27 protein-coding genes are annotated in these 25,968 nt (G+C 71.9%); 15 read left to right on the top strand and 12 right to left on the bottom strand.

Annotated elements, in window-relative coordinates; genetic code table 11:
• Positions 1–290 precede the first annotated feature (290 nt).
• The 4 genes from ACTWQF_RS24765 (at position 291) to fbaA (ending at position 4,211) form a co-directional block, all read left to right on the top strand.
• Positions 291–1,253, top strand: coding sequence for a hypothetical protein (locus ACTWQF_RS24765; RefSeq protein WP_443281855.1), 963 nt, complete (start codon positions 291–293; stop codon positions 1,251–1,253).
• Between the two features lie 260 nt (positions 1,254–1,513).
• Complete coding sequence (locus tag ACTWQF_RS24770; protein ID WP_443281856.1) at positions 1,514–2,365, top strand: aldose epimerase family protein; 852 nt, start codon at positions 1,514–1,516, stop codon at positions 2,363–2,365.
• Between the two features lie 47 nt (positions 2,366–2,412).
• Positions 2,413–2,955: an orotate phosphoribosyltransferase gene (locus ACTWQF_RS24775; RefSeq protein WP_443281857.1), complete on the top strand. Its 543-nt coding sequence runs from the start codon at positions 2,413–2,415 to the stop codon at positions 2,953–2,955.
• 224 nt (positions 2,956–3,179) lie between these two features.
• The gene (fbaA, locus tag ACTWQF_RS24780; protein ID WP_443281858.1) at positions 3,180–4,211 is read left to right on the top strand and encodes a class II fructose-bisphosphate aldolase; all 1,032 of its coding nucleotides are present in this window, start codon (positions 3,180–3,182) and stop codon (positions 4,209–4,211) included.
• A gap of 179 nt (positions 4,212–4,390) precedes the next feature.
• On the opposite strand, the gene ACTWQF_RS24785 is transcribed toward fbaA, so the two are convergent.
• The 4 genes from ACTWQF_RS24785 to ACTWQF_RS24800 are packed head-to-tail and all read right to left on the bottom strand — an operon-like array spanning position 4,391 to position 8,081.
• Positions 4,391–5,188, bottom strand: a complete 798-nt coding sequence (locus tag ACTWQF_RS24785; RefSeq protein ID WP_443281859.1) for an SDR family NAD(P)-dependent oxidoreductase — start codon at positions 5,186–5,188, stop codon at positions 4,391–4,393.
• Positions 5,185–6,465 (bottom strand): kynureninase, encoded by a 1,281-nt coding sequence (locus tag ACTWQF_RS24790; RefSeq protein WP_443281860.1) that lies wholly within the window; start codon positions 6,463–6,465, stop codon positions 5,185–5,187. The genes ACTWQF_RS24785 and ACTWQF_RS24790 overlap by 4 nt, the downstream gene beginning before the upstream one ends.
• 33 nt (positions 6,466–6,498) lie before the next feature.
• Complete coding sequence (locus ACTWQF_RS24795; protein ID WP_443281861.1) at positions 6,499–7,443, bottom strand: tryptophan 2,3-dioxygenase; 945 nt, start codon at positions 7,441–7,443, stop codon at positions 6,499–6,501.
• Entirely contained in the window at positions 7,440–8,081 is a 642-nt protein-coding gene (locus ACTWQF_RS24800) for a DUF6875 domain-containing protein (RefSeq protein WP_443281862.1), read from the bottom strand. Before ACTWQF_RS24800 ends, ACTWQF_RS24795 begins: the two co-directional genes overlap by 4 nt.
• A 323-nt stretch (positions 8,082–8,404) precedes the next feature.
• Between ACTWQF_RS24800 and yczE the strand changes: the two genes are divergently transcribed.
• From yczE to ACTWQF_RS24825, 5 genes are all read left to right on the top strand, one after another.
• Positions 8,405–9,007 (top strand): membrane protein YczE, encoded by a 603-nt coding sequence (gene yczE, locus ACTWQF_RS24805; RefSeq protein ID WP_443282000.1) that lies wholly within the window; start codon positions 8,405–8,407, stop codon positions 9,005–9,007.
• Positions 9,008–9,044: 37 nt separating this feature from the next.
• The gene (locus ACTWQF_RS24810; RefSeq protein ID WP_443281863.1) at positions 9,045–9,458 is read left to right on the top strand and encodes a DUF3151 domain-containing protein; all 414 of its coding nucleotides are present in this window, start codon (positions 9,045–9,047) and stop codon (positions 9,456–9,458) included.
• A gap of 365 nt (positions 9,459–9,823) precedes the next feature.
• Positions 9,824–10,645, top strand: coding sequence for a tryptophan 2,3-dioxygenase family protein (locus tag ACTWQF_RS24815; RefSeq protein ID WP_443281864.1), 822 nt, complete (start codon positions 9,824–9,826; stop codon positions 10,643–10,645).
• Positions 10,638–11,891, top strand: a complete 1,254-nt coding sequence (gene kynU / locus ACTWQF_RS24820) for a kynureninase (protein ID WP_443281865.1) — start codon at positions 10,638–10,640, stop codon at positions 11,889–11,891. The genes ACTWQF_RS24815 and kynU overlap by 8 nt, the downstream gene beginning before the upstream one ends.
• On the top strand, positions 11,888–12,601 hold the full coding sequence (locus ACTWQF_RS24825; protein ID WP_443281866.1) for an alpha/beta hydrolase family protein: 714 nt from the start codon (positions 11,888–11,890) through the stop codon (positions 12,599–12,601). Before kynU ends, ACTWQF_RS24825 begins: the two co-directional genes overlap by 4 nt.
• Before the next feature lie 124 nt (positions 12,602–12,725).
• Here ACTWQF_RS24825 and ACTWQF_RS24830 read toward each other — a convergent pair whose 3' ends face one another.
• The 3 genes from ACTWQF_RS24830 to ACTWQF_RS24840 all read right to left on the bottom strand — a co-directional run bounded on the left by ACTWQF_RS24830 (position 12,726) and on the right by ACTWQF_RS24840 (position 15,199).
• Complete coding sequence (locus ACTWQF_RS24830) at positions 12,726–12,998, bottom strand: hypothetical protein (RefSeq protein WP_443281867.1); 273 nt, start codon at positions 12,996–12,998, stop codon at positions 12,726–12,728.
• Positions 12,999–13,209: 211 nt separating this feature from the next.
• On the bottom strand, positions 13,210–13,818 hold the full coding sequence (locus tag ACTWQF_RS24835) for a Uma2 family endonuclease (protein WP_443281868.1): 609 nt from the start codon (positions 13,816–13,818) through the stop codon (positions 13,210–13,212).
• 97 nt (positions 13,819–13,915) lie between these two features.
• Positions 13,916–15,199 (bottom strand): adenylosuccinate synthase, encoded by a 1,284-nt coding sequence (locus ACTWQF_RS24840; protein ID WP_443281869.1) that lies wholly within the window; start codon positions 15,197–15,199, stop codon positions 13,916–13,918.
• A 373-nt stretch (positions 15,200–15,572) separates the two neighbouring features.
• Here ACTWQF_RS24840 and ACTWQF_RS24845 point away from each other — a divergent pair, with 373 nt between their 5' ends.
• Positions 15,573–16,460 (top strand): hypothetical protein, encoded by an 888-nt coding sequence (locus tag ACTWQF_RS24845; RefSeq protein ID WP_443281870.1) that lies wholly within the window; start codon positions 15,573–15,575, stop codon positions 16,458–16,460.
• Positions 16,461–16,632: 172 nt separating this feature from the next.
• On the opposite strand, the gene ACTWQF_RS24850 is transcribed toward ACTWQF_RS24845, so the two are convergent.
• A complete protein-coding gene (locus ACTWQF_RS24850) occupies positions 16,633–17,109 on the bottom strand; it encodes a GbsR/MarR family transcriptional regulator (RefSeq protein ID WP_443281871.1) in 477 nt (158 codons plus the stop codon).
• A gap of 108 nt (positions 17,110–17,217) precedes the next feature.
• Between ACTWQF_RS24850 and ACTWQF_RS24855 the strand changes: the two genes are divergently transcribed.
• Both ACTWQF_RS24855 and ACTWQF_RS24860 read left to right on the top strand, forming a co-directional pair.
• Positions 17,218–18,210: an ATP-binding cassette domain-containing protein gene (locus ACTWQF_RS24855; RefSeq protein WP_443281872.1), complete on the top strand. Its 993-nt coding sequence runs from the start codon at positions 17,218–17,220 to the stop codon at positions 18,208–18,210.
• Complete coding sequence (locus ACTWQF_RS24860) at positions 18,207–19,871, top strand: ABC transporter permease (RefSeq protein WP_443281873.1); 1,665 nt, start codon at positions 18,207–18,209, stop codon at positions 19,869–19,871. Before ACTWQF_RS24855 ends, ACTWQF_RS24860 begins: the two co-directional genes overlap by 4 nt.
• Positions 19,872–19,943: 72 nt before the next feature.
• Here ACTWQF_RS24860 and ACTWQF_RS24865 read toward each other — a convergent pair whose 3' ends face one another.
• The 3 genes from ACTWQF_RS24865 to ACTWQF_RS24875 all read right to left on the bottom strand — a co-directional run bounded on the left by ACTWQF_RS24865 (position 19,944) and on the right by ACTWQF_RS24875 (position 23,091).
• Positions 19,944–21,908, bottom strand: coding sequence for a serine/threonine-protein kinase (locus ACTWQF_RS24865; protein WP_443281874.1), 1,965 nt, complete (start codon positions 21,906–21,908; stop codon positions 19,944–19,946).
• Between the two features lie 143 nt (positions 21,909–22,051).
• Entirely contained in the window at positions 22,052–22,510 is a 459-nt protein-coding gene (locus ACTWQF_RS24870; protein WP_443281875.1) for a MarR family winged helix-turn-helix transcriptional regulator, read from the bottom strand.
• Positions 22,507–23,091: a DJ-1/PfpI family protein gene (locus ACTWQF_RS24875; RefSeq protein ID WP_443281876.1), complete on the bottom strand. Its 585-nt coding sequence runs from the start codon at positions 23,089–23,091 to the stop codon at positions 22,507–22,509. Before ACTWQF_RS24875 ends, ACTWQF_RS24870 begins: the two co-directional genes overlap by 4 nt.
• A 159-nt stretch (positions 23,092–23,250) precedes the next feature.
• Between ACTWQF_RS24875 and ACTWQF_RS24880 the strand changes: the two genes are divergently transcribed.
• Genes ACTWQF_RS24880 through ACTWQF_RS24890 form a run of 3 tightly spaced genes read left to right on the top strand, consistent with a single transcriptional unit; the run spans position 23,251 to position 25,450 of the window.
• Positions 23,251–23,946 carry a DUF4956 domain-containing protein gene (locus ACTWQF_RS24880; protein ID WP_443281877.1) on the top strand — a complete coding sequence of 232 codons (696 nt, stop codon included), beginning with the start codon at positions 23,251–23,253 and terminating at the stop codon, positions 23,944–23,946.
• Between the two features lie 44 nt (positions 23,947–23,990).
• Positions 23,991–24,848 carry a polyphosphate polymerase domain-containing protein gene (locus tag ACTWQF_RS24885; RefSeq protein ID WP_443281878.1) on the top strand — a complete coding sequence of 286 codons (858 nt, stop codon included), beginning with the start codon at positions 23,991–23,993 and terminating at the stop codon, positions 24,846–24,848.
• Complete coding sequence (locus ACTWQF_RS24890) at positions 24,845–25,450, top strand: hypothetical protein (RefSeq protein WP_443281879.1); 606 nt, start codon at positions 24,845–24,847, stop codon at positions 25,448–25,450. The genes ACTWQF_RS24885 and ACTWQF_RS24890 overlap by 4 nt, the downstream gene beginning before the upstream one ends.
• Before the next feature lie 3 nt (positions 25,451–25,453).
• On the opposite strand, the gene ACTWQF_RS24895 is transcribed toward ACTWQF_RS24890, so the two are convergent.
• Entirely contained in the window at positions 25,454–25,906 is a 453-nt protein-coding gene (locus tag ACTWQF_RS24895) for an Lrp/AsnC family transcriptional regulator (RefSeq protein WP_443281880.1), read from the bottom strand.
• Positions 25,907–25,968: the final 62 nt, after the last annotated feature.

The raw sequence follows: 25,968 nt of genomic DNA on the forward strand, positions 1-25,968 counted from the left end.
TCCTACGCCTGTCCGGCGAGGACCGGGGGTTTGGGGGCGGAGCCCCCAACAACGGGAGAGGGCCCAGGGCTGGGGCCCTCAAGCCACCGCCGCCCCCACCCACCCGTCAGAGGGTTGGGGCCCTCTAGCCACCGCCGCCCCCACCCACCCGTCAGAGGGTTGGGCCCTCAAGCCACCGCCGCCCCCACCCACCCGTCGGAGGGCTGGGCCCTCACGCATTGGGGGCGGCGGCCAAATGTTTGCGGCGCAGTCATATGTGGCGCGGACTGATGGGTAATAGGCTCCGCCCCATGGAGCACGAGGTGTACGTACCGCTTTCCGCCGGCTCGGTACGAGCCGCCCTCGCAGACAGCGCCCGCGTCGCCCGCTGCGTACCCGGATTCCAGCAGGAGCCGGAAGAGGGTGCCGAATCCGCAGCGGAGGGCCTCGCGGGCCGCCTGAAGGTACGAATCGGCGGCTCGACCATCACCTACCGCGGCACCCTCACCCTCACCCCACGCGGCGGCACCGGCAGCGCGGCGGCGCCCGACGCGCTGGAGCGACTGGAGGTCACGGGCCGCGGCACCGAGGCCCGCGGCGAGGGCACCGTCGAGCTTGCGCTGACCATCGAGCCCCGCTCGGCGGACGACGGCGAGGGCACCTCACTGGTGTGCGTCGGCACGGTCACCGGCACGGGCAGGCTCGCCGCGATCGAGGAGAAGACCGCCACCTCGGCAGGAGTACGGCTGCTCGACCGGTTCGCCGCGGCGCTCGGCGACAGCATCCGCGACGAGCCGCCCGCGGGCAGCCCGGAGGCGACCGGCGAGGGAACGGACGAGGGCGAGGGCGAAGGCCCCGTCACGGGCGGCATCGGGGCGCCCGGCGACAACGATCGCGCCATCCCCGGCATCCCGGAACCGGAGCCCGAGCCGGACCGTACCCCGCTGTTCGAGACCGAGGTGCCGCCCTCGTCGCTGGGCCGCGACGACGAGTCCGAACTCGACGCGGCGGACGCGGCGAGCGAGGACTACGGCGACGCGGAGGTGCCCGGTGATGCGGGCGGGCTCGGTGCGGAGGCCGCGCACGCGCGACGCACGATGATCGGCCGCAGCGCGGAGGAGGTGGACCACGCCCCGCCGCGCGGTCGCTACGCCCCGATCCCGGCGCCGGAGCCGACTTCGGCGACCGCCACCCTGCGCTGGGCGGCCCCCGCCGCCGCTGCCGTGGTCGCCGGCGCCGTGGTCCTCGGTCGGGTCCTGCGCCGCCGCCGCTGAAACCGACTGCCGCCCCACCCCACCGCAGCGGGGCGCCCCCGCACCGCAGCGTGCGGGTCACCGGTGCAGGCCGCCGGCTCACGGCCCCGCACCGCAGGGTGCGGGCCGCCGATGCAGGCCGCCGGCTCACGGCCCCGCACCGCAGCGTGCGGGTCACCGGTGCAGGCCGCCGGCTCACGGCCCCGCGCCACAACGTGCGCGGCCAACCGCGACAGCGGGTCATGCGGCGGCGTTGCTGACAGCGCCGTTATGGTCGCTGTATGACTGATCTGCCCACCTCCGCAGAAGCCACGACCGTCGTGCTCAGTGCCCAGGGGACCGAGGCGACGATCGAACCCCAGCACGGGTGCCGGCTCGCCTCCCTCCGGGTGGGCGGCACCGAACTCCTGCGTCAGGGGCCCGAGTACGGCTCGTTCGTGATGGCGCCGTGGTGCGGTCGCACCGCGCAGGGGCGTTTCCGCAACGGCGGCGAGATGTTCCAGCTCCCGCTCAATGAGGGCACCTCCCGGCCGGAGGCTGGGGGAGGACCGCACGCCATTCACGGCACGGTGCGCGACGGGGGGTGGCGCCAGGCACCTGGCGCCACCGGTACGAAGGCGTCGTTCACCTACGACCTGACCGACCCGTGGCCCTGGGAGGGCCGGGCCACCCAGGTCGTCGAGCTGGCCGAGGACGGCGGTTCGCTCACCCTGAAGCTCGCCGTGGAGACCTTCGACGTCTCCTTTCCGGCCCAGGCCGGCTGGCACCCATGGTTCCTGCGCAACCTCGGCCAGGGAGGCGAGGACGTACGGATCGACTTCTCGCCCGAGTGGCAGGAGGAGCGGGGCCAGGACCACATCCCGACCGGCGCCCGGATCGAGCCGCAGCCCGGCCCGTGGGACGACTGCTTCGGAATGCCGGGCGGCGTCGATGTCACCCTTACGTGGCCGTCGGAGCTGTCGTTGCGGTTGACGTCGCGTGCCGAGTACGTCGTGGTGTACGACGAGCCGGAGGAGGCCGTCTGTGTGGAGCCGCAGAGCGGGCCCCCGAACGGGCTCAACTCCCACCCGCGCCAGGTGACCCCCCTGGACCCGCTGGAGCTGACGACGACCTGGAGCTGGCAGCGCCTGTAGGTGGCGGCTGCCGTGGCACCGGCCGCGGGCACTTAGGCTGAGGTCTCATGAACGACGACGTGCGCGCCGCGCTGCTGCGACAGATCAGGGACAAGGCCGTGGTGCACGGCCGCGTCACCCTCTCCTCCGGTGCGGAGGCCGACTTCTACATCGACCTCCGCCGCATCACCCTGGACGGTGAGTCGGCGCCGCTCGCGGGCCAGGTCATGCTGGATGCGACGGCGCATCTGGACTACGACGCGGTGGGCGGCCTCACCCTCGGTGCGGACCCGGTCGCGACGTCGATGCTGCACGCTGCCGCGGCCCGTGGCCGGCACCTCGACGCGTTCGTCGTCCGTAAGGCGGGCAAGGCGCACGGGCTGCAGCGCCGGATCGAGGGGCCGGACGTCGCAGGGCGCCGGGTGCTGATCGTCGAGGACACCTCGACGACGGGAAACTCACCGCTCACCGCCGTCGAGGCGGCCCGCCAGGCAGGTGCCGAGGTGGTCGCGGTGGCGACCATCGTGGAGCGCGGCGCGGCCGGGGCGATGGAGCGCGCCGGGATGCCGTACGTATACGCGTTCGATTTGAACGACCTCGAACTCGCGTAAGCCCTGGTCCGCCACGCGTACTCGTCGTTTCACGTGAAACCATGAGCACGCTCGGTGAAGTTCGCGCACAGTCAAGCCGACGCTCAGTGAATTCGGCACCAAGTGAATTTGTGAATACCGGCGTCTGGAGCATCCGGCCCCGTCTGGGAAGATGGGCACGACGATGACGTCGTTCCGTTGAGCCGAAGCCGGATCACACCACGCACACCCCAAGGAGCGGTCTGATGCCCATCGCAACCCCCGAGATCTACAACGAGATGCTCGACAGGGCGAAGGAGGGCAAGTTCGCCTACCCCGCCATCAATGTCACCTCGACGCAGACGCTGCACGCCGCGCTCCGCGGGTTCGCCGAGGCGGAGAGCGACGGCATCGTTCAGATCTCCACGGGCGGGGCCGAGTTCCTGGGCGGGCAGTACAGCAAGGACATGGTCAGCGGCGCGGTGGCGCTCGCCGAGTTCGCGCACATCGTCGCGAAGAAGTACCCGGTGAACGTCGCCCTGCACACCGACCACTGCCCCAAGGACAAGCTCGACGGCTACGTCCGCCCGCTGCTGGCGGTCTCCCGCGAGCGGGTGCAGCGCGGTGAGAACCCGCTCTTCCAGTCCCACATGTGGGACGGCTCCGCCGAGACTCTGAAGGACAACCTGCAGATCGGCCAGGAGCTGCTGGCCGAGGCGGCCGCCGCGAAGATCATCCTCGAGGTCGAGATCACCCCGACCGGTGGCGAGGAGGACGGCGTCACCCACGAGATCAACGACGAGCTGTACACCACCGTCGAGGACGCGGTCCGTACCGCCGAGGCGCTGGGCCTGGGCGAGAAGGGCCGCTACCTGCTCGCCGCCTCCTTCGGCAATGTGCACGGCGTCTACAAGCCGGGCAACGTGGTGCTCCGTCCCGAGCTGCTGAAGGACCTCCAGGAGGGCGTCGCCGGGAAGTTCGACAAGCCCGCGGGCAGCCGGCCGTTCGACTTCGTCTTCCACGGCGGCTCCGGCTCCACGGAGGAGGAGATCGCCACGGCGCTGCAGAACGGCGTCGTGAAGATGAACCTCGACACCGACACCCAGTACGCCTTCACGCGGCCGGTCGCCGCGCACATGTTCAGCAACTACGACGGCGTGCTGAAGGTCGACGGCGAGGTCGGCAACAAGAAGGTCTACGACCCGCGCAGCTGGGGCAAGGCCGCCGAGAAGGGCATGGCCGAGCGCGTCCAGGTCGCCTGCGCCAACCTCCGCTCGACGGGCACCCGCCTGAAGTAGCAGCAGCGAGCGACAGGAAGCCCCCGGTACGCCGGGGGCTTCCTGTGTTCGACTGGTGCCGTGGAAGCCATCTGGACAAGTGTCGTGGCGGTCGGCGGAACGAGCGTGACGGGCAGGCGCGGGAGGCCATCGAGAAGTTCGTCTCGATGGCCGCGCCCTTGGTGAGGTGAACCGCCTGCTCAGTGCAGGTACGAGGCGCCGTTCAGGTCGAGTACGGCGCCCGTTGCCCACTCGGAGCCGGGGGAGTCGGCGGTGAACCAGGCGACGGCTTCGGCGATGTCGCGGGGCTCGGCGATCCGGCCGATGGGGTGGTCGGCAATGATGCGTTTGCCCTCGGGGCTGTCCAGCAGGGGCTGGGTGAGATCGGTACGGGTGAAGCCGGGGGCGATGGCGGCGACGGCGATCCGGTGCGGTCCCAGGGCCACCGCCAGCGACTGGGCCAGCGCGTGCATGCCCGCCTTGCTCGCGCCGTACGCGGGTACGTCCGGTTCGCCGCGGTAGCCGCCCCGGGAGCCGACCATCACCAGCCGGCCGCCGTGCGACCCCTCCGGGCGGTGCAGCAGATGGTGGGCGAAGCACCAGGACAGATGGGCCGCGCCCAGCAGGTTCACCTCCAGGGTGCGGCGCCACAGCCGCTGCCACTCCTCCCACGGGGTGGTCGCGATGGGGTGCTCGATGTGCACCGCCGAGTTGTTGACGAGGACATCGACGCCGCCGAGCGCTGTCACCGCGTCGTCGAAGATGCCGGGGATCTGCTCGGCATCGCCCACGTCTCCGACGACGAGCGCGTGGCCCTCGCCCGGCAGTGCCGCGACGACCGCCTCGCCCGCCGCGCGGTCGGCGCGGCAGTGCACCGCGACCGCGTCCCCGCGCTCGGCGTGCACGGCCGCGATGGCGGCGCCGATGCCGGTGGGCCGCGAGGCCCCGGTGACCAGCACCCTCCTGCGGCGGTCGGCCTGCCCCTCGGCGGCGGTCATGCGCTCTCCTCCTTCAGCACGCGGTGGATGCGGTGCACGGCCTCGTACACGTCCTCGAAGCGGGTGGACAGCGGCGCGGGTGAGACGCGGATCCGGTCGTGTGCGCCGTAGTCGACGAGGACGCCCGCGCGCTCGGCGATCAGCGGCACCAGCTGCCGTGCCCGCTCGTGCGCGTATGTGACATGGCCGCCGCGCTCGGCGGGGTCGGCCGGACCGGCGAGGCGGAAGCCGTACGGGGCCAGCAGCTCGGCGGCGAGCCGTTGGAACAGGCCGGTCAGCGCGGTGCTCTTGGTCCGCATCCGCTCCAGGCCGGCCTCGCCCAGCAGCCGTACGGCGGGTTGCAGGGCCGCGAGCGAGAGGACGGGCGGAGAGCCGGTCAGAAAGCGGCGGATGCTGGGGTCGGGGTAGTAGTCGTGGCGCATCGCGAGCTGTTCGCGGTGCCCGTACCAGCCCTGCACCGGCTGGGTGAGCCGGCCGTGCAGCTCCTCGCGGACGTACAGCAGCGCGGGCGCCCCGGGCCCGCCGCACAGGTGCTTGTACGTGGAGCCGACGGCCAGGTCCGCGCCGTCGGCGGTCAGCTGCAGCGGCAGGGCGCCCACCGCGTGGCTGAGGTCCCACAGCACCAGTGCGCCGGCAGCGTGTGCGATCTCCTGGACGGTGCGGATGTCGGCCAGTGCGCCCGAGCGGTGCGAGACCAGTGACAGCGACACCAGCGCGGCCCCGCCCTCGACGGCCAGCCGGAGCTGTTCGGGCTGCGGGCCGCGGTCCGGGTCGGTGCGTATGACGCGGGCCTCGCGGCCGTACTCCTCGGCGAGCCCGGTCAGCACGTACTGGTCGGTGGGGAAGTTGTCGTCGTCCAGCACCACGGCGCCCGGCCGGTCGCGGAGTGCGGCGGCGGCCAGTTTGTAGAGGTTGACGCTGGTGCAGTCGGAGGCCACCACCTCGCCGGGCCGGGCGCCCAGCACGGTGACGGCCAGCTCGTCGCCGACCCGCTGCGGCAGGTCGAGCCACTGGGTGCGGGCCTCGGCCAGCCGGTCGCCCCACTCGCCGCGCACCAGCGCGTCGGTCGCGTCGGCGGTGGCCGCGGGGAGGCGGCCGAGGGAGGCGCCGTTGAGGAACACCATCCCTTCGGGGGTGGGCGCGAATCGGGAGCGGAAGGCGGCCAGCGGGTCCGCGGCGTCCAACTGCCGGACGGTGCTCGGCTCGATGGTGCTGTCCTGGTCTACCTCCGGATACACGTCCGCGTACCCGTGTGTGTCCGGCTGTGTCGTCGTCATGGCCGCCCCCTCGTGTCCGCCCCTGGTGTCCGGTCAGATCCGTCCCCGCGCCGCCCACAGATCGGGGAAGAACCGGTGTTCGCTCACCCGGCGCAGCCAGGCCACCCCGTGGGTGCCGCCCGTGCCGGGCTTGGTGCCGATGATCCGTTCGACGGTGAGCAGGTGCAGGGACCGCCACCGGCACATCGCCTCGGCGACATCCGCCATCGCCTCGGCCAGCCAGAACAGTTCTCCCCCAGCCTCCGGCCGGGAGGTGCCCCCATCCGGCGCGCTGCCCTTGGCGTACACCCGCGCCCACGCCAGTTCGGCCGCGTCGCTGGGCTCGTACGGCTGCGACCAGTCGCGCTCCAGCGTCGACGAGGGGAGCGGGGCGCCGCGCCGGGCCAGCAGCGCCAGCGCGGCGTCGTACACGCTGGGCTCCTCCAGCGCCCGGCGTACCTGCTCGGCCACGCCGGGGACGCCCAGATGCGGGCGGGCGAGCTGGGGGTCCTTGTTGCCGAGGACGTACTCCACCATCCGGTACATGTACGACTGGAGCCCGGAAGCCTGCCCCAGGCTGTCGCGGAAGGCGTTGAACTCGGTGGGTGCGAGCGAGCCCAGCACGTCCCAGGTCGAGCACAGCAGCGCGGCCTCCCGGTGCACGCGCCGCAGCACCCAGACCGCCTGCCACACCTCGTCCTCGTCCAGCAGCGCCCGCACCCGCACCAGCTCCTCGTACAGGAGCTTGAACAGCAGCTCCTTGACCTGCCCGAGGACGTAGAAGGGCAGTTCGGCGGGTTCGTCGGAGCGCGGCTGCTGGAGGGAGAGCAGGACGTCGATGGACTGGTAGTCGATGTACGGGGTGGAGCGGCCCGCGAAGTCGACCAGGGGTTCGCCGTCGCGCAGCGCCGCGAGCCGGGCCCGCTCGGCGTCGCTGCCCTTGCCACCGAGGTCACAGCCGCGGCTTCCGTTGCTGCTCACGTCGGAGTCGGCCGTCATGCGCCGCACCCCGCAAGCCACTTCTCGCAGGCGCGTGCGTACCGGTCCGCGAACAGCGGGTCGGGCATCGTCACCGAGGAGTACCGGCGGCCGAAGCGCGCGTGGTAGGCGCCGAACCACTCCCCGTCGTCGTCCAGGAACAGCACGTCGTGGAAGGCCATATGCCGCAGTGCGAACAGCGGCACCGGAGCCCGCGAGACGCGCAGGCCGGGGTTGCGGGCAGCGCGCTCGTCGCACGCCGGATGGAACTGACCGAGCATCAGGTAGCGGCGCACCAGATCCGGCTTGACCTTGCGGTGCGCCTCGTCCAACAGCGGCAGTGCGGCGGCGTCCAGCCCGGTGAGGACGACGACGAACGCGTGCAGCGTGCGATTGCGGGTCGCCCACTCCATCGTCCCGAAGGCGTCGACCATCCGGTGCACCAGCGCGACCAGTTCGTCCACGCTCGGCTCGGGCCCGATCTCCCACTCCGCCACGCGCAGCGTCCCGGCCTCGATCGCCGGGCCGACGAACGGGCAGACCTGTCCCTCCCGGCCGAGCTGCCCGTGCGGTCGGCACAGGAAGTCCTCGAACCAGCGCCACGCCTGCTCCCCCGGTGCGGAGCAGTGCTCGCCACTGTCCCCGTTGCGTAAGTCCATTCCGTAAGAATCACGCCATCCCGGGCGGGGACGGCAGGCTCATCTCCGTCATCGTGTGCGGGTGCCAGAGGCATGCGCCGGGTGCGGGATGCCTGGTGGGACGGAGCAGGCGTGACGGAGAGAGCCGGGCGCGGCAGGAGGGGCCACCGGGATGTGGCTGTTTCTGCGTGGTTGCCGCCGGACGGGCCGGGCGCCATGGCCTCGCGCCGACGCGGTACGGCCACGATGGGGTGGTGACCCCCTCTCCGCGCCCCTTCCGCAGCGCCGCCGGCCTCCGCGGCGCCCTCGGCCTCGCCCAGGGGAACCTCCCGCGCCGGCTCACCATGCTCTACGCCGGACTGCTGCTCTTCGGCGCGAGCGTCGCCCTCCAACTGCGGGCCGCGCTCGGCCTCAACTCCTGGGACGTCTTCCACCAGGGCGTCGCCGAGCACACCGGGCTGAGCATCGGCACCGTCGTCATCCTGGCCTCCGCCGCCGTTCTGCTGCTGTGGGTACCGCTGCGGGTACGGCCGGGCCTCGGCACTGTCTCCAACGTGCTGCTGGTGGGCCTGTCGATGGACGCCACCCTGGCCCTCACCCCCACGCCGCAGCCGCTGCTCGTCCGCGTTCCGCTGTTCCTGGTCGCCGTGGTGCTCAACGGCGCCGCGACGGGCCTCTACATCGCCGCGTGCTTCGGCCCGGGGCCCCGGGACGGGCTGATGACGGGGCTGTGCCGGGTCACGGGGCGTTCCACCCGGCTGGTGCGGACGGTGATCGAGGTCGTCGTCCTGGTGACGGGCTTCCTGCTGGGCGGCTCCGTCGGTGTCGGCACAGTGGTCCACGCGCTGACCATCGGGCCGCTGATCCAGTTCTTCCAGCGGCTGTTCGCCCTGCGGGAACCGGCGGGGGCCGCCGGGCGGGGAGTGCCGGGTCAGGCGGCGTCCTGACGCGTGGCGGAGCAGGACGTACAGGCACACTGGGGCCATGGCCATTCACGAGAACCTGCTCGGGGGTCCGCCCCCGACCCACCTGCCCGACGACCCCGAGCCCCGCGAGCTGCTCGCCGCCGGGACGGCACCCGCCGAGGTCGCCGCGCAGCACCCCACCTCCTCGCTGGCGTGGGCACAGCTCGCCGACGACGCGTTCGAGGCGGGCCGCGTCGTCGAGTCGTACGCCTACGCGCGCACCGGCTACCACCGGGGGCTGGACGCGCTGCGCCGCAACGGCTGGAAGGGGCACGGCCCCGTGCCGTTCGAGCACGAGCCGAACCGCGGCTTCCTGCGTGCCCTGCACGCTCTCGCGCGTGCGGCCCAGGCGATCGGGGAGCACGATGAGTACGAGCGCTGCTCCTCCTTCCTGAAGGAGAGCTCCCCCACGGCGGCGGCCACCTTGGGTTGATCCGGTGCCTCTTGCGTACCCGGCGTGGGGGCTGCGCTTGCCCACCCTGCGCCCTGGGGGTACCCCCTGCTCGAAGAGCTTGGGGGAGCAGACTGCCCAAGCTTCGCAGCGCAGGGGGACGCGCCCCGTAAGGGGCGCGGGGAACTGCGCGATCGGCCACGACGTGCCCGCAGCCTGCGGGATCGAGCACGGGGCACCCCCTTCCCAGCCCAGGGGAGGGGGCGCCCCCTCGCGGGGAACTTGCCGCCGCCGTGGCGAGGACGCATGATGCCGGTGGGCCCCGACGGGCCCGAGGGGACCGGGGCTCCGATGTCTATCCGGAAGGGGCGGACCGCTACCCGGAAGCACAGTGAGTGGAGACAGCGATGTCACACGACCCCGATGCCCCGGTACTGGATTTCGCGGGCACCACGCCGTACGAGGACTACGTCCGCGCGGACGTCCTCACCCACCTTCAGCACCCGCTCTCCGAGGACCCCGGAGAAATGGTGTTCCTCGTCACCACGCAGGTCATGGAGTTGTGGTTCACCGTCATCGTGCACGAGTGGCAGACAGCGGCGACCCGGCTGCGGCAGGACGACATCGAGGGCGCGCTGGCGGCCCTCAAGCGCTCGACGTACGAACTGCAGTCGCTCAACGCCTCCTGGGAGCCGCTGGCACATCTGACCCCGGCCCAGTTCAACGCCTACCGCTCGGCGCTCGGCGAAGGGTCCGGCTTCCAGTCCGCGATGTACCGGCGGCTGGAGTTCCTGCTGGGCGACAAGTCCGCCTCCATGCTGGTACCGCACCGGGGCTCGCCCCGGGTGTACGCCGAGCTGGAGAAGGCGCTCCAGGAACCGAGCCTCTACGACGAGGCGCTGCGGTTCCTCGCCCGGCAGGGTGCGGACGTTCCGGAAGCGGTGCTGCACCGGGACGTCGCGCGTAAGTACGAGCCCGACCCGGGTGTCGAGGCGGTGTGGGCGCGGATCTACGCGGCCGACCCCGGCTCCGCCGCCCACCGGCTCGGTGAGGCGCTGACCGAGGTCGCCGAGCTGGTGTGGCGCTGGCGGAACGACCACCTGGTGGCGACCCGCAGGGCGATGGGGGCCAAGGTCGGCACCGGCGGCTCGTCCGGCGTGGCCTGGCTGGAGAAGCGAGCCGCCAAGCAGGTGTTCCCCGAGCTGTGGACGGCGCGCAGCCATGTCTGACCGCGCGGCCGTGACAGCTGACCTCTCCTCCGAAGCCCTCTCCCAGGACGCCGCCGACCCGCTCGCCCGCCTCCGTGAGCTGTTCGTGCTCGACCCCGCCACCGTCTACCTCGACGGGAACTCCCTCGGGGCGCTGCCCAAGGCCGTCGAGGGGCGGCTCGCCGATGTCGTCTCCCGGGAGTGGGGGCGGCTGCAGATCCGGTCCTGGGACGAGTCCGGCTGGTGGTCCATGCCGGAGCGGGTCGGCGAGCTGGTGGCGCCGCTCATCGGCGCAGCGCCGGGGCAGGTCGTCGTCGGGGACTCGACCAGCGTGAACGTCCTCAAGGCGATGGTCGGCGCGGTCCGCGTCGCGCGGCAGGACGACCCGGCGCGCGACGAACTCCTCGTCGACGAGGCGACGTTCCCCACCGACGGCTACATCGCCGAGTCCGCGGCCCGGCTCACCGGGTGCACACTGCGTGCCCTCGCGCCCGAGCAGGTGCCCGCGGCGGTGGGCCCGCGTACCGCCGCCGTGCTGCTCAACCACGTCGACTACCGCACCGGCGCGCTCCACGACCTGCCCTCCCTCACGGCCGCCAGCCATGAAGCCGGTGCCCTCGCCGTCTGGGACCTGTGCCACAGCGCGGGCGCGCTGCCCGTGGAGGTGGACGCACACGGTGTGGACCTCGCGGTGGGCTGCACGTACAAGTTCCTCAACGGCGGCCCCGGATCGCCCGCCTTTCTCTACGTACGCCGCGGCCTCCAGGAGCGGTTCGACTCCCCGCTGCCCGGCTGGAACTCGCACGCCGACCCGTTCGCCATGGCCCCGGCCTACGAGCCCGCGAGCGGCGCGGCCCGCGGCCGGGTGGGCACCCCGGACATCCTGTCCATGTCCGCGCTGGAGACCGCGCTCGCCGTCTGGGAGGGGGTGCGGATCGAGGACGTGCGGGCCAAGTCGCTGGCGCTCACCGACTTCTTCCTGCGCTGCGTGGCCGCGTACGGGCCCGAGGGCTCGGCCCGTGCGGCGATCAGGGTGCGTTCCCTGACGCCTGCCGAACACCCGCGGCGCGGCAGCCAGATCGCGCTGCTGTGCGACCCGGCAGAGCGTGCGGAGGAGGTGATGAAAGAGCTCATCGCGCGCGGCGTCGTCGGTGATTTCCGTCGCCCCGGCGTCCTGCGCTTCGGTTTCACCCCGCTCTACACTTCGTTCGAGGACGTCGAGCGTGCTGCCCGCGTCCTGGGCGAAGTGATCGGGGGAACACGATGAGCCAGGACGACTACAAGGCACTGCTGGCCCTGCCGCCGGCCGTCCCGGAGCGTCAGGAACGGTACGGACCGCACCCTTCGCAGGTCATCGACCTGTACGGGGAGGCCGCGGGGGGCGGGCGTGTGGTGCTGCTGCACGGCGGGTTCTGGCGGGAGGAGTGGGACCGCAGTCATCTGTCCCCGTTCGCCGCCGCGCTGGCCGGCCAGGGCATCCCCGTCGCGCTGGTCGAGTACCGCCGGGTCGGCGGCGGTGGCGGCTGGCCCGCGACGGTGGAGGACATCGACGCCGCGCTCGATCACCTGGGCGCCACCCCGAGCGTGCTGTTCGGCCACTCGGCGGGCGGGCACCTGGCGTTGTGGGCCGCGGCCAGACGGGAGCGGGCCGCCGGGCGCGTGGTCGTGCTGGCGCCGGTCGCCGACCTGGAGCGGGCCCACGCGGTGCGGCTGAACGGCGGGGTGGTGTCCGCCTTCCTCGGCGGCGAGGACAAGGTCGCCTCGACGCTGTGGGACGCGGACCCGATGCGGCTGCTGCCGCGCGTCCCGGTGGAGATCCTGCACGGCACCGCCGACCAGGAGGTCCCCATCGAGCTGTCCCGCCGCTACGCCAACAACTGGGGCGCCCGCCTCCATCTGATGCCCGGCGTGGGCCACTACGCCCCGATCACCCCCCGCACCCCGTCCTTCGACGTCCTGGTGAAATCACTGCGCTAGCAACAGCAACTCTTCCGGGGCCGCACCAGCATGTTCGTCGGCCCTCACGCACGCGTCCGGCCCCGCACATAGCGGGGCCGGAACGGCGCGCGGGCGCCTCTGCGCCCTCAAGATCCGGGCGGGCTCACTCGACCTCGACTTCGCCGATCGCCAGGCCGCTGCTGATGTTCTTCAGTTCGTTGTCGGAGGTGATCCGGGTCGAAAAGGACTTCACGTCGGTGGTGTCGTTGTCGCTGCTGCTCACGCGCGGGGCCACGACGCGGTCACTGAAGTCCTGGGCGAACGACGTCCAGGAGGCGCGGTTGTTGTCGTGGGCGGTGGCGGTGGCGGTGCCCACCGAGCCGAGGATGGCGGCGGCGCCCAGGAGGGCGGCTGCGGTCGCGGTGCGGATGCGCATAGGTGCTCCTTGCGGATGTGGTGCGCGGTCTCGCGCGGTTCTGGCTGTGCGTCAGATGCCTTCCACACCGCACGCCGGAACGATCATCATTAGTCCACACGTGCCGGTCATCTACCCCGCACGGGCGCCTACCGGCCGTCCTCGTACCGAAGCTGACAGGGAGTGCGCGCACGCCTCACGATCGCCTCCGGCACCCTTCCGGCATGACCGTTCAGCGCACGTACTTCTTCAGCGGCTCCGTGTCCAACGAGATCCCGACCGGCCCGGGGATGTCGACCTGCTCCCCGAACGACGCGGTGTGCAGGTCCCGGTAGCGGCCGGCATCCGGGTCCGGGTTCGTGTGCACGACGACTTCGCACCGGTCGCGGTCGACGAGGAGATAGACGGGGATGCCGGCCGTCGCGTACGCGGCCGGCTTCTCCTGCCGGTCGCGCCGGTCGGTGTCGGAGTCGTACGAGGTGACCTCGACCGTCATCTGCACCCCGTCGGGCTCGGCCCACTCGCCCTGGCCCACGAAGTGGTCCGGGGGCACGAGCGAGCCATCGGGGCGTGCTCTCCCCTTGCGGTAAGCGCCGACCTTCAGCCCCTGTGTCGGATCGAGGTCGAGATCCGGGCGAGACTGCATGCACTGCTTGAGCAGCCACATGATGAGACCCGCGTGAGCTCCGTCCGGCACTGCCTTCTCCCCGATCCGTCCGTCGATGAACTCCAACGTGACGGTCTCGGGGGCAGTGGAGGCGATCCGTTCGAAGTCCTCCACGGACATGTGGGACCCATGCTCCACCGACATGTGAGACGTGTCCTCGGCCATAACCGTCATGTTGCACCCCCTTCCAGGCAAAGGCCAGAGTGACCCGGCCCAGCCCGGAGCGGAGGGGTGTTCTACATCGGTCAGCCCGAACGAGTGAACGTCCGGCTCACAGGAAGGAGTTGATCTCGATCGTCTCGTCGCGGCCCGGGCCGACGCCGATGGCGGAGATGGGGGCGCCGGACATCTCCTCCAGGGCCTTCACATACGCCTGGGCGTTCTTGGGGAGGTCGCCGAAGGTCTTGGCCTTGGTGATGTCCTCGCTCCAGCCGGGCAGGTACTCGTACACCGGCTTGGCGTGGTGGAAGTCGCTCTGGTTGTAGGGGAGCTCCGTGGTGCGCTCGCCCTCGATCTCGTAGGCGACGCAGACCGGGATCTGCTCCCAGCCGGTGAGCACGTCCAGCTTGGTGAGGAAGAAGTCGGTGAGGCCGTTGACGCGGGTCGCGTAGCGGGCGATGACCGCGTCGAACCAGCCGCAGCGCCGGTTGCGGCCCGTGGTGACGCCGAACTCGCCGCCGATGGTGCGCAGCGCCTCGCCGTCGTCGTCGAACAGCTCCGTGGGGAAGGGACCCGCGCCCACCCGCGTGGTGTACGCCTTCAGGATGCCGATGACCCGGCTGATCTTCGTCGGGCCGACCCCGGCCCCGGTGCAGGCACCGCCCGCGGTCGGGTTGGAGGAGGTGACGAACGGATACGTGCCGTGGTCCACGTCCAGCAGCGTGCCCTGGCCGCCCTCGAACAGGACGACCTTGCCCTCGTCGATAGCGTCGTTGAGGATCAGCGTGGTGTCGGCGACGTAGCCCTTGATCTGCTCCGCGTAGCCCAGCAGCTCCTCGGCGACCTGCTGCGCGGAGATCGCGCGGCGGTTGTAGAGCTTGGCCAGCACCTGGTTCTTGAAGTCGAGCGCGGCCTCGATCTTCTGCATCAGGATCGACTCGTCGAACAGGTCCTGGACCCGGATGCCGACCCGGTTGATCTTGTCGGCGTAGCTCGGGCCGATGCCGCGGCCTGTGGTGCCGATGCGGCGCTTGCCCAGAAACCGTTCCGTCGTCTTGTCGAGCGTCGCGTGATACGAGGTGATCAGGTGCGCGTTACCGCTGACCAGCAGCTTGGAGGTGTCGACGCCGCGCTCCTGGAGCCCGCTCAGCTCGGAGAGCAGGACCGAGGGGTCGACGACGACGCCGTTGCCGATGACCGGGGTGCACCCCGGGGAGAGGATCCCGGAAGGGAGGAGATGCAGCGCGTACTTCTGGTCGCCTACGACGACCGTGTGGCCGGCGTTGTTGCCGCCCTGGTAGCGCACCACGTAGTCCACGGAGCCGCCGAGCAGGTCGGTGGCCTTTCCCTTGCCCTCGTCACCCCACTGAGCACCGAGCAGCACAAGTGCGGGCACAGGCGTACACCCCTTCCGGGCGGGGCATGTCCCACGTGCGGTGGCGCCGCTCGGCACCATCGCAAGAGCCGCAGGCCGGTACCCCAGATAGAGGAAGCCCCTGGCGCAACAGCGGCAGGGGCTCTTGCACCGAGAGATTACCGAACAATTCTCCCGGGTGACGAACAGGGGAGTGCCCCGGGCCGGACGGACGTACGGACCAGCACCACCTCAGTACGCAATGGAAGTACGTATCGGAACCATCCGGATCCCTCCGGATTCATGAGGAAGGATCGTGGTGTCGGCTCCAGATTCCGCGAGGCCCCCCGCGAGCGTGGACCCGGCCGCTGGGGGCACCCCCTGCTCGAAGAGCTCGGGGGAGGTTCCGCTGCTCGTGGTCGTCGACCCGGTCGCCCGGCTCACGGACGCCGAGTCCGTACGCATCGCGCGCGACGTGCTGCGCGCTGCGGCGCCGGGGCTCAAGCTGTGTCTCCCCGAAGACCCGGCCCAGACGCCGCGGCTGCTGGCCCGGCGTGGCGGCAGACGCCCCGTCCTGATCGGCAACGACCGGGCCCTGCTGCGCGCCGTCCGGCATCTGTACGGTGAGCGCGCCCTGGAGGAGACGGCACTGTCGGTAGTGCCGGTCGGCAACGGCCCCTCGGTCGCCCTCGCCCGCAGCCTCGGGCTGCCGCTGGACGCGGTCTCGGCCGCCCGTACGGTGCTGCGCGGCAATCCGCGGGCGCTGGACCTGCTGGTCGACGACGAGGACGGCATCGTGCTGGGCGGGCTGCGTACGGAGGGGGCCGAGGGCTCGGCCGGCGCGGTCGGTGCCTCGTCCGCCGCTCCGCGCCGGGCCGACGAGCCCCCGGTCGCGGACCCGCCGTGGCGGCGGATGTGCCAGGCGCTGGCACGCACGGTGCTGTCCCGGGCGCAGCGCGAGGAGCAGCACGCGGCGCCGGTGACCCCCGCGCCGCGTACGCCGCAGGTCCGTACTGTGCAGCGGCTGCGGGTGGAGGCGGACGGTGCGGTGGTGGCCGGTCCTGACCGGCCAGTGACGGATGTGACGGTACGTACGACCGGCGCCGAGGGGCTTGCCGAGGTGTCCGTCCAGCCCCTCGCGGGCCCGCCCGTGCGAGTACGGGCCAGGTCCGTGACGGTCTCCGCGCCGGAGGGCTTCCGCTATCGCGCCGACGCCGATGCCGGGGTTTCGGCCGCCCCGGCCGAGTCCCGCACCTGGACGGTGGCGCCCCGCGCCTGGCACCTGGTCCTGCCGCCGGGCTGAGCCGCGTGGGAGCTGCGCTTGCCCACCCTGCGCCCCTGGCGCAGACTGCCCAAGCGCAGCAGGAGGGAACGCGCCCCGTCAGGGGCGCGGGGAACTGCGCGAGCGGCCACAAGCTCACCCGCAGCCCGCAGGAGTCGGACGGGGGCAGCCCCTCCCCGGACCAGGAGAGGGCTCAACCGCGACTGGACCGCCACTGCTCAAGCATCTCCGCCAGCCCCTTCCGCATGAATTCAAGAAACTCCGCGCTCTCCTGCACCCGACGCCCGCCGGGCGTATCAGTGCCGAGGGCTTCCGCGCCGGCGGCCAGCGTGCCCAGCCAGCGGGTCAGGATCTGGTCGCGATTGAGCAGGCTGGTGTACCAGACGTCGTGGTGCAGCTGATAGCGCTCGCGCCGGGAGCCGGGGTCACGCTGTCGGGAGACCAGCGCGACCTGCGAGAGATAGCGCACGGCGCCGGAGATGGCGGCGGGGCTGACCTGAAGCCGTTCACTCAGTTCCGCGGAGGTCAGCGCGCCGTCCGCGGAGGCGAGCAGGCAGGCGAAGACGCGGGACGCCATGCGCTGCATGCCTGCCTCGGTGAGGTCCGCGGCGAACCGTTCGACGAAGGGGGAGACCCTCTTCTCGTAGTCCTCCACGGAGTGATCTGCCACGGAGTCTTCTGCCACGTCTGTCAGCTTCTCCCTGCTCAGCGGTCTTGTGCACGATCCTAACGCTTCCTTAACTTCACAAATTTGTGAAATCAACGTAGCTTCTGAATCATGAACGCGTCCACGACCGCGCCCCCCACCGCGGCACCCGCCACCACTGCGATCTCCGTGTCCGGCCTCGTCAAGACCTTCGGCAGAACCCGTGCCCTCGACGGGCTGGATCTGGAGGTCACCACCGGCGAGGTGCACGGCTTCCTCGGTCCGAACGGCGCCGGGAAGTCCACGACCCTGCGCATCCTGCTGGGCCTCCTCCGCGCCGACACGGGCACCGCCCGGCTGCTGGGCGCCGACCCTTGGCACGACGCGGTCGCCCTGCATCAGCGGCTCGCCTACGTCCCCGGCGACGTCGAACTGTGGCCCAACCTCACCGGCGGCGAGGCCATCGATCTGCTGGCCCGGCTGCGTGGCGGCCTTGACCCGCAGAAGCGTGCCGAACTGATCGAGCGCTTCGACCTCGACCCGACGAAGAAGGGCCGCAGCTACTCCAAGGGCAACCGGCAGAAGGTCGCCATCATCGCGGCGCTCGCCTCCGACGCCGAGCTGCTGCTGCTGGACGAGCCCACCTCCGGGCTCGACCCGCTGATGGAGGTCGTCTTCCAGGACGTCATCCTCCAGGCAAAGGCCCAGGGCCGCACCGTCCTGCTCTCCAGCCACATCCTGTCCCAGGTCGAGAAGCTCTGCGACCGGGTGAGCATCGTCCGGCTCGGCAAGACCGTGCAGTCCGGGACGCTCGGCGAGATGCGCCATCTGACCCGGACGACCATCGAGGCGGAGACCGTCAGCCCGCTGACCGGTCTCGACCAGCTGCCCGGCATCCACAACCTGCGGACGGACGGCGGCCGGGTGCACTTCGCCGTCGACGGCGCGCACCTCGATTCCGCCGTACGCCACCTGAGCGGGCTCGGCGTCCGCAGCCTCGTCAGCCACCCGCCGACCCTGGAGGAGCTGATGCTGCGGCACTACGGCGACGAACTGTCCGAGCTCGGGCACATGTCGTCGGACGACTCCGCCGACGCTTCGGCCGCGGAGGGCAGCTCGCGATGAGCACCGTCACCGACGCCGCGGCCCGCACCGGGGCCGTGCAGGACCGGAGCCGGCCGGCGGGCCACGCGCTGGCCGGGACCGGCGCCCTCTTCCGCTTCGCGCTGCGCCGCGACCGGGTGCGGCTCCCCGCCTGGGTGCTGGCGACCTTCCTGTTCACCCTGTCGAGCGTGCAGAAGGCCACGCAGCTGGCGCCGGACGACCCGAAGAAGTCCGCCGACATGGTCAAGACCCTCAGCGGTCCCGCCATGCTCGCGATGACGGGACCCGAGCACTACCTTTCACAGCTCACCCCGGCCTCCGCGCTCAGCATGCTGATGCTCGGCTACGGCGCGATCCTCACCGGACTGATGAGCGTGCTGACCGTCGTGCGGCACACCCGCGCCGACGAGGAGAGCAACATCGCCGAGCTGGTCCGCTCCGGCGTCGTCGGACGGCATGCCACGCTCACCGCTGCGCTCGCCGTCGCGGCCGGCGCCAACGTGCTGCTGGGCCTGCTGCTGGCCGCCGCGCTGCCCGGCGCCGGGCTGGACGGTGCCACCGCCGGCGGGGCGCTGCTCTACGGTGCGGCGCACACCGTCGTCGGCCTCGTCTTCGCGGGTGTCGCGGCCGTGACCGTACAGCTGTCCGCGCATGCCAGGGCCGTCTCCGGGATGGCGCTGGGGGTGCTGGGCGCCTCCTACGCGCTGCGCGCCGCGGGCGACGTGGGCACCGACGCGCTCTCCTGGGCCTCCCCGATCGGCTGGGTGCAGCGCACCTACCCCTTCGTCGACAACCACTGGTGGCCGCTGCTGCCCGGGCTCGCGCTGGCCGTCGTCGCGGCTGCCGCCGGATACGCGCTCAGCACCCGGCGCGATGTGGGCGCCGGCATCCTGCCGCCCCGGCTGGGCAGGCCGAGCGCCTCCGAAGCGCTCACTCGCCCGCTCGGCTTCGCCGTCCGGCTGCACCGCGGGCTGTTCGCCGGCTTCAGCGCTGGGCTGCTGCTGCTCGGGGCGATGTACGGCTCGATCCTCGGCGACGTGGACGACATGCTCAAGGACCTGGACGACGTACGCGAAGCGCTCGCCAAGGCGGGCGGCACGCTGGTCGAGTCGTTCGCCTCGACGGTGATGCTCGTCGTCGCCGTCGTCGCCTCGCTCTTCGTCGTGATGGCCGCGCTGCGGCCCCGCTCGGAGGAGACCGCGGGGCGCGTCGAACCGCTGCTGGCCACCGGTCTGTCCCGGTCCCGCTGGGTCGGCTCGCACCTGGTGGCAGCGCTGGGCGGCGGCACTCTGGTGCTGCTGCTCGGGGCGCTCGGCCTCGGCCTGGCTGGAGCGGCCTCCGCGGGCGACGGCGACCTCGTGGTGCAGCTGCTGGGCGCGGGGCTCGCCTACGCCCCCGCGCTGTGGGTGACCGGCGGCGCGGCCGTGCTGCTGTTCGGCTGGGCACCGCGGGCGACCGCGCTCGCCTGGGCCGTTCCCGCCTACGGCTTCGTCGTCGGCTACCTCGGCAAGCTCCTCGACCTGCCCGGGTGGCTGAACGACCTCTCCCCCTTCGGCCACGTCCCCCAGCTCCCCGCCGCCGAGATGCGCTGGACCCCGATGCTGCTGCTCACCCTGGTCGCCGCTGCCCTGGTGGCGTGCGGCGTTGCGGGGTTCCGGAGGCGGGACCTGGATACGAAGTAGGGGCTGCCCCGGGTGGTACGCGAGGGGGTGCGGGTGCTGTCCCGCACCCCTTCTCCCGCCCCCTCTCAGCCCTCAATCGGCAGGGGTGTACCGCAACACACGCCCGTCAGGGAACTCGCGGAGCAACGTGCCGTCCTCGTCGGCGCGCAGCGTGGAGGTGTTGCCCGCGGCGCAGGTCCCCCGCGACTTGGCCCTGTCCACGTCGGGCGGTGCCAGCCGGGCCGGTTCGGTGTCGCTTCCGGCGGAGAAGACATCGACGCGCGCCTCGCAGTGCTCGGTGCCGTCCGAGATCATCGTCAGGCCGTTGTCCGCCGGGGCGTCGGCGTGGATGGTCAGCGTCTGGCTGCCGCCGTCGGACAGCGGGCGGCGCCACTCGCCGATCAGCGCGTCGGGCAGTCGCTCGGGGGTGGCTACCTTGCGCAGTGTCGCCGTGCGGCCCGCGGCCCGCCATTCGAGGACGTCGCCCGGCCCGGCCGTCAGCGTATGTTCGCCGATCGCCGCACACTTGCCGGCCGGTGTGCTCTCCACGACCTTGGTGTCGAGCCGCATGCCCTCGCTGTCGCTCCCGGACCCGGGGGCCGAGGCGAGCTTGCCGTCGCTCTTGCACTCGTAGTCGGTGCCCAGGCTGATGCTGGTCGCGACGATCTCGCCCTCCTTGCCCTTGGTGATGACGAACCGGCGATACTGACCGGTCGGTCTCCCGTCCCGCTCCACGGTGCCGACCCAGGTGCCGAGGTAGGGCTCCGGCACGTCCGACGACTCCTTGCCGCCGTCCTTTCCCCCGCTGTCGCTGCCCAGCGGCCCGACACCGGCGCCCGCCGCAGCGACCCCGGCACCCACGAGGACGACGGCCGCCCCCGCGGCGAGCAGCGTACGGCGGCTGCGCCCAACTCGGCGGCCGGGCGCGGGCGCTGCCCCTCCGGACGGCGGGAGCACCGAAGTCTGCGCCTCGGGCTCGCCCCCGAGCGGCCCGGCAGAACCGGAACCGGAAGCGGAACCTGAGGCGCCGACAGCCGTCGGCGCCTCCGAGCCGGCCGCACCGTGCCTCCCCGACCCTTGCGGGGGCGTGTCCGTATCCAGCAACCGCACGGCCTCGCGGCCCAGTTCGGCCAGCAGCCCGGCGGGCAGCCAGGGCGGGGCCGAGGCGCCGACGGACACCGGCTGAACCCGCGCCACGATCTCCTCCGGCGCGGGCCGCGCGGCGGGGTCCTTGGCGAGACAGTCGCCGATCAACTCCCGGAGTCGTACGGCCTCTTCGTCGGCGGGGTCGGTACCGAACCCGCCCAGGTCCGGCTCCTCCGAGGCGATCCGGTACATCACCGCGTGCACCCCGCCGCCGCCCCCGGTCAGGCCGAAGGGCGGCTGTCCCGTCGCCGCGTAGCCGAGCACCGCGCCGAGGGAGAACACATCGCCGGCGGCGGACAGTTGACCGCCGGTGATCTGCTCCGGCGACATGTATCCGGGCGAACCGACGACCATGCCGGTGCTCGTCAGCGTGGAGGTGGGCACCTCGTCCAGCGCGCGGGCGATGCCGAAGTCGATGACGCGCGGCCCGTCGATGGTCAGCAGCACGTTGGACGGCTTCAGGTCCCGGTGGACGAGCCCGGCGCCGTGGATGTCGAGCAGCGCGGAGGCAAGACCGTACGCCAGAACCCGTACTGAGCCGGGCGGCAGCGGTCCGTGCCCCTGCCGCGCGGCCTGCGCCACGGTTCCCGTCCGCCCGGCGGTGATCACCTGTTCGAGCGAGGGTCCCGCGACGTATCCGGTGGCCACCCACGGGGTGTCGGCCTCGGTGTCGGCGTCCAGCACCGGCGCCGTCCACCGTTCCCCGACCCGCCGTGCGGCCTCCACCTCCATCCGGAAGCGCGCCCGGAACGTGGGGTCCGCCGCCAACTCGGCCTTCACCAGCTTGACGGCGACGGTCCGTCCCCCGGAGGAGCGCCCCAGGTACACCCGTCCCATGCCGCCCGCGCCCAGTCTCCTCAGCAGCCGATAGCCGCCGATGTTGACCGGATCCTCCGGCGTCAGGTCCGTCATGCGCTGCCCGCCCCCGTACCTCGTCGACTCACTGCCTGTCGGTCGTCTCCCATTTCACTGTCCGGCAGGAAGGTCACGGTCGGGCTGCCAACGGGCGTCGCTTTGATGGTGTGCCGAGATGTCTCCTGGCACCGCGGAGTCGGTCACTTCTCCGGGTGCAGCGTCTCCATCGCTTCGGAGAGCCGGCGCAGTGCCTCCGCGACCCGGGCGAACTCCCGCTCGCCGCCGAGCTCTTCGCACAGCCGGCGCGCCAGGTCGGCGTGGCCGGGGACGATGCGCTCGACGGCGGCGCGGCCCTCGCGGGTGGGGGTGAGGAGTTTGGCGCGGCGGTGGGCCGGGTTGGGCTCGTATGCGGCGAGACCCCGTTCGACCAGCAGGTCCGCCACGCGCTGCACGCTCTGCCGGGTGATGCCCATGGCGCGGGCTATCCCGGAGACGGGGAGCGGCTCGCGGAGTACGGCGCCGAGGACCTGCCACCAGGCTGCGGTCAGCCCGGCCGGGCGGGCGATCAGTTCGGAGGCGGTGAGGAACTGCCCGTTGAGCCGGAAGACGGCCAGCGCGGTCTCGCTGAGCAACTCCGTTTCCCCGGGGTGGTCGCTCATGCGCCCGCCGCCGCGAAGACCGCGTACGCCTCCGGGTCGGAGTGCTGGTGGAGCCGGTAGAAGGCGTCCACGACGGGGGGCTCGTAGGTGCCCAGCCGGGTGAAGATCTCGCGGGCGAAGGCGACGGGTTCGGTCGGTCCCGCCGTGATCAGATCGCGGTCGGTGACGGCGTCGGCGTCGCGGTAGAGAGCGCCGCCCTGGTAACCGTTGGCCGCCTGGAGGAACTCCGGCGCCGCGCTGGTGTGCGCACGCTCGTCGAGCAGCCCCTCGTCGGCAAGCCCGAAGACGGCTCCGCAGATCGCGGCGACGGGCACCCCCGCGTGCAGGAACTCCCGTGCGGTGTAGGCGAAATCGGCAAGAGCGCCGCCGATCCAGCTGTCGGCGCCGGGCAGGATCAGCATCCGGCTGTCGACGGGACGCAGACCGTCGAGCGTCATATCGGGCTCGATGCGCACCCCGCCCTTGGTGGTGACGGTGCTGCCGGTGAGGCCGACGGTACGTACGCCGCCGGGGAGGTGGGCGACGGCGTGACCGTACTCCCAGTCGGCGACGGTGTCGTACACGGCGAGATGGACGGTCATGGCGGCCTCCGTGGGGGCGCTCGGTGATGATGACAGAATCCTGTCATGTCGACAGCGCGCTGTCAATGAGTGCGGCCTGCCTGCTCCTGGTCACGGCCTGCCTGATCCTTAACGTGCCGGGGAAGCCGCTTTAACCCGCGCGTCCGTACGTTCACCGGCATGGATTCGTATCGCCAGTTCCTCGACCACCTCGCGCTCGACCTCGCCGGGGTGCTGATCCTGACGTTCGCCGTGTACTTCCCCAGGCACCGGCGGCGCGATCTGCTCCCCGCCTACCTCGCCCTCAACGTGGCGCTGTTCGCCGTCGTCGCGGCGCTCGCGCGGGTCGGCGGCGACGGCGGTATGGCGCTCGGGTTCGGCCTCTTCGGGGTGCTGTCGATGATCCGGCTGCGCTCGGAGTCCATCCAGAACGAGGAGGTGGCCTACTACTTCACGACCCTTGTCATCGGTCTGGTGGCCGGCCTGCCGCATCTGCCGTTCGGTCTGGCGGCCGTCCTGTGCCTGCTGCCCGTCGCCGTGCTGTACGCCGCCGACCATCCGCGGCTGTACGCCCGTACGCGGCGCGCGGTCGTCACGCTCGACGCGGCCGTCACACAGCCCGACGCCGTCCGCGCACACATACGCAGGCGACTGGGGGAGCCGCTGGCATGGAAGGTCAGCGAAGTGGACTACGTACGCGACCTTACGGTCGTGGACGTCCGCTACCGGGAGGGCGCGGCGGTCCCGGGCAGGGAGCGGGGAGCACAGGGGGAGACGGCTCGTCACCGTCACCTCGCCGCCGGCGACCTCGCCGGACACAGCGACCCCGGTGCCCCCGGTGACCTCGTCGGCCACGGCGACGCCCGTACGACGTGAACGCAACCGTCCGCCACTGCCGCCCACCCGAGGGAGACAGCTCGATGACCGCGCCCACCACCGCAGTCAGCACGAACGGCGCCCGCGTCGCCCCCGCCGTCCGCGCGCTCGCCCGCGCCGCACTGGCCGCCGGCCCCATCAGCCTGGACGCCGTCATGGCACGGGCCGAGCTGCTGGACCGCTACGACCGCTGCTACCTCGTCCCCGCCGCCACCTTCCAGCACATCGCGGCGCGGCTGACCGACCCGCACCGTGCCGAGCCGTTCCGTGCCCTGTCCATCGGTGGCCGCCGCTGGTTCCACTACCACTCCGTCTACTACGACACCCCCGGCCTGCGCGCCTACCACGACCACCGGCAGGGGCGTCGGCAGCGGTGCAAGATCCGCGAGCGGCTGTACGAGGACACCGGTGAGCGGCAGTTCGAGATCAAGGCGAAGGGCGGGCGGGGCCAGACGCTGAAGTTCCGCCGCCGCCTCGCGGAGCGCGGCCACGCCCTGGAGGACGCCTCCCGTACGTTCCTGTCCCGCACGCTCCACGACATCTACGGCCCGGACTACGACGTCCCGCGGGATCTGACCCCCAGCCTGGTCACGGACTACACCCGCGCCACCTTCGTCGCCGACGGCCAACGCATCACCGCCGACGCGGACATGGTCTGCCGCGACGCGGCAGGCACCGAAGTGCGCGCCGCACACGACCTGATCCTCGTCGAGACCAAGTCCTACGGCCACCTCACCGAGGCCGACCTGCTCCTCCACGAACACGGCCACCGCGCCGCCGAGTTCACCAAATACGCCTCCCTGGCAGCCCTCGACCCGTCCCTCCCCGCCAACCGCTGGCTGCGCTCACTGGGGGAGACGTTTCCGACGGGGCGGCCGGTCCTGGCACCATGGCAGGCATGACGGGGGATCGCAGCGCAGCGCTGCTTCATGAAGTGCGTGGTGGGCCTGGCAAGCACAAGCTGGAGTTGCCGCCGTTGCCGGCGGGGCCGGTTCTGCTGGAGGCCCGGTTGGCCGAGGAGGAGAGCTTCTCCGTGAAGGGCGAGGGGCTCTACTGCGCCTTCGGGCAGGTGCCGCCCGAGAAGGGTGTGGCGGAGCGGGCTCTGTGGTGTACCGACGGGGAGAGCAAGACCGTCAAGGTCAAGACCAAGACCGAGTGGACGCTGCGGTTCCACGGGCCCGAGGCCGCCACCCCGCTCGTCGACTCGGTGACCGGCGTCGGAACCGATGTCCTGGTCTACAACGGGCCGCCCGCCGATGCCGTGGTCCTCAGCCGTGAGCACCCGGACCCCTTCTTGGACAAGCTGATCGCCGACGGCTTGAACAACGCCCAGGTCGACTTGTTCCTGCGGCCGGACGCGACCCACAAGAAGCACTGGGATGTCCTGGACGTACGGAAGGCCGGCAAGCGAGAGGCCCTGTTCACGGTGCGGCAGCCCTGCCTGTTCCAGCTGAGTGCGGGGCCCTGGTGCGAGTGGACGGTGACGGTCGTCGCCGAACGGTGACCCTCACGCGGGCAGCGGGCGCTCGTGCACCACGTGTTTCATCACCAGCGTCGAGCTCAGCCGATGGACGCCCGGCAGCGTGGCGAGGCGCTCGTCGTAGAGGCGCTGGAAGGCAGGCAGGTCGGCGGTGACGACGCGGAGCAGGTAGTCGGGGTCGCCGAAGAGCCGCTGCGCCTGGATGACCTGGGGAAGCTCGGTCAGCGCCTGCTCGAAGCCGGAGATCGTGGTGCGGTCCTCCTGGCGCATGGTGACGAAGACGAGGGCGTCGAAGGTGAGGCCCACCGCGTCCGCGTCGACCACGGCGCGGTAGCCGCGGATGGCACCGCTGCGTTCCAGCTCGCGCAGCCGGCGGTGGCACGGGGAGAGGCTGAGCCCCACCCGTGCGGCCAGCTCGGTGACGGTCAGCCGGCCGTCGTTCTGGAGCTCCGCAAGAATCTCCCGGTCGATATCGTCCATGGGGGAGATTCTTCCACTGTGGCGGCGTAGGGCGACTCGTTCGGGAAACACCTTCGGGGCAT

The organism is Streptomyces sp. 8N114 (assembly GCF_052245835.1).
Taxonomy (GTDB): domain Bacteria; phylum Actinomycetota; class Actinomycetes; order Streptomycetales; family Streptomycetaceae; genus Streptomyces.

What these genes read in the sequence shown, in the direction of transcription:
- ACTWQF_RS24765 (WP_443281855.1), top strand. Translation starts at nt 291, where the DNA reads ATGGAGCACGAGGTGTACGTACCGCTTTCCGCCGGCTCGGTACGAGCC.
- ACTWQF_RS24770 (WP_443281856.1), top strand. Translation starts at nt 1,514, where the DNA reads ATGACTGATCTGCCCACCTCCGCAGAAGCCACGACCGTCGTGCTCAGT.
- ACTWQF_RS24775 (WP_443281857.1), top strand. Translation starts at nt 2,413, where the DNA reads ATGAACGACGACGTGCGCGCCGCGCTGCTGCGACAGATCAGGGACAAG.
- fbaA (WP_443281858.1), top strand. Translation starts at nt 3,180, where the DNA reads ATGCCCATCGCAACCCCCGAGATCTACAACGAGATGCTCGACAGGGCG.
- ACTWQF_RS24785 (WP_443281859.1), bottom strand. Translation starts at nt 5,188, where the DNA reads ATGACCGCCGCCGAGGGGCAGGCCGACCGCCGCAGGAGGGTGCTGGTC.
- ACTWQF_RS24790 (WP_443281860.1), bottom strand. Translation starts at nt 6,465, where the DNA reads ATGACGACGACACAGCCGGACACACACGGGTACGCGGACGTGTATCCG.
- ACTWQF_RS24795 (WP_443281861.1), bottom strand. Translation starts at nt 7,443, where the DNA reads ATGACGGCCGACTCCGACGTGAGCAGCAACGGAAGCCGCGGCTGTGAC.
- ACTWQF_RS24800 (WP_443281862.1), bottom strand. Translation starts at nt 8,081, where the DNA reads ATGGACTTACGCAACGGGGACAGTGGCGAGCACTGCTCCGCACCGGGG.
- yczE (WP_443282000.1), top strand. Translation starts at nt 8,405, where the DNA reads ATGCTCTACGCCGGACTGCTGCTCTTCGGCGCGAGCGTCGCCCTCCAA.
- ACTWQF_RS24810 (WP_443281863.1), top strand. Translation starts at nt 9,045, where the DNA reads ATGGCCATTCACGAGAACCTGCTCGGGGGTCCGCCCCCGACCCACCTG.
- ACTWQF_RS24815 (WP_443281864.1), top strand. Translation starts at nt 9,824, where the DNA reads ATGTCACACGACCCCGATGCCCCGGTACTGGATTTCGCGGGCACCACG.
- kynU (WP_443281865.1), top strand. Translation starts at nt 10,638, where the DNA reads ATGTCTGACCGCGCGGCCGTGACAGCTGACCTCTCCTCCGAAGCCCTC.
- ACTWQF_RS24825 (WP_443281866.1), top strand. Translation starts at nt 11,888, where the DNA reads ATGAGCCAGGACGACTACAAGGCACTGCTGGCCCTGCCGCCGGCCGTC.
- ACTWQF_RS24830 (WP_443281867.1), bottom strand. Translation starts at nt 12,998, where the DNA reads ATGCGCATCCGCACCGCGACCGCAGCCGCCCTCCTGGGCGCCGCCGCC.
- ACTWQF_RS24835 (WP_443281868.1), bottom strand. Translation starts at nt 13,818, where the DNA reads ATGACGGTTATGGCCGAGGACACGTCTCACATGTCGGTGGAGCATGGG.
- ACTWQF_RS24855 (WP_443281872.1), top strand. Translation starts at nt 17,218, where the DNA reads ATGAACGCGTCCACGACCGCGCCCCCCACCGCGGCACCCGCCACCACT.
- ACTWQF_RS24860 (WP_443281873.1), top strand. Translation starts at nt 18,207, where the DNA reads ATGAGCACCGTCACCGACGCCGCGGCCCGCACCGGGGCCGTGCAGGAC.
- ACTWQF_RS24865 (WP_443281874.1), bottom strand. Translation starts at nt 21,908, where the DNA reads ATGACGGACCTGACGCCGGAGGATCCGGTCAACATCGGCGGCTATCGG.
- ACTWQF_RS24870 (WP_443281875.1), bottom strand. Translation starts at nt 22,510, where the DNA reads ATGAGCGACCACCCCGGGGAAACGGAGTTGCTCAGCGAGACCGCGCTG.
- ACTWQF_RS24875 (WP_443281876.1), bottom strand. Translation starts at nt 23,091, where the DNA reads ATGACCGTCCATCTCGCCGTGTACGACACCGTCGCCGACTGGGAGTAC.
- ACTWQF_RS24880 (WP_443281877.1), top strand. Translation starts at nt 23,251, where the DNA reads ATGGATTCGTATCGCCAGTTCCTCGACCACCTCGCGCTCGACCTCGCC.
- ACTWQF_RS24885 (WP_443281878.1), top strand. Translation starts at nt 23,991, where the DNA reads ATGACCGCGCCCACCACCGCAGTCAGCACGAACGGCGCCCGCGTCGCC.
- ACTWQF_RS24890 (WP_443281879.1), top strand. Translation starts at nt 24,845, where the DNA reads ATGACGGGGGATCGCAGCGCAGCGCTGCTTCATGAAGTGCGTGGTGGG.
- ACTWQF_RS24895 (WP_443281880.1), bottom strand. Translation starts at nt 25,906, where the DNA reads ATGGACGATATCGACCGGGAGATTCTTGCGGAGCTCCAGAACGACGGC.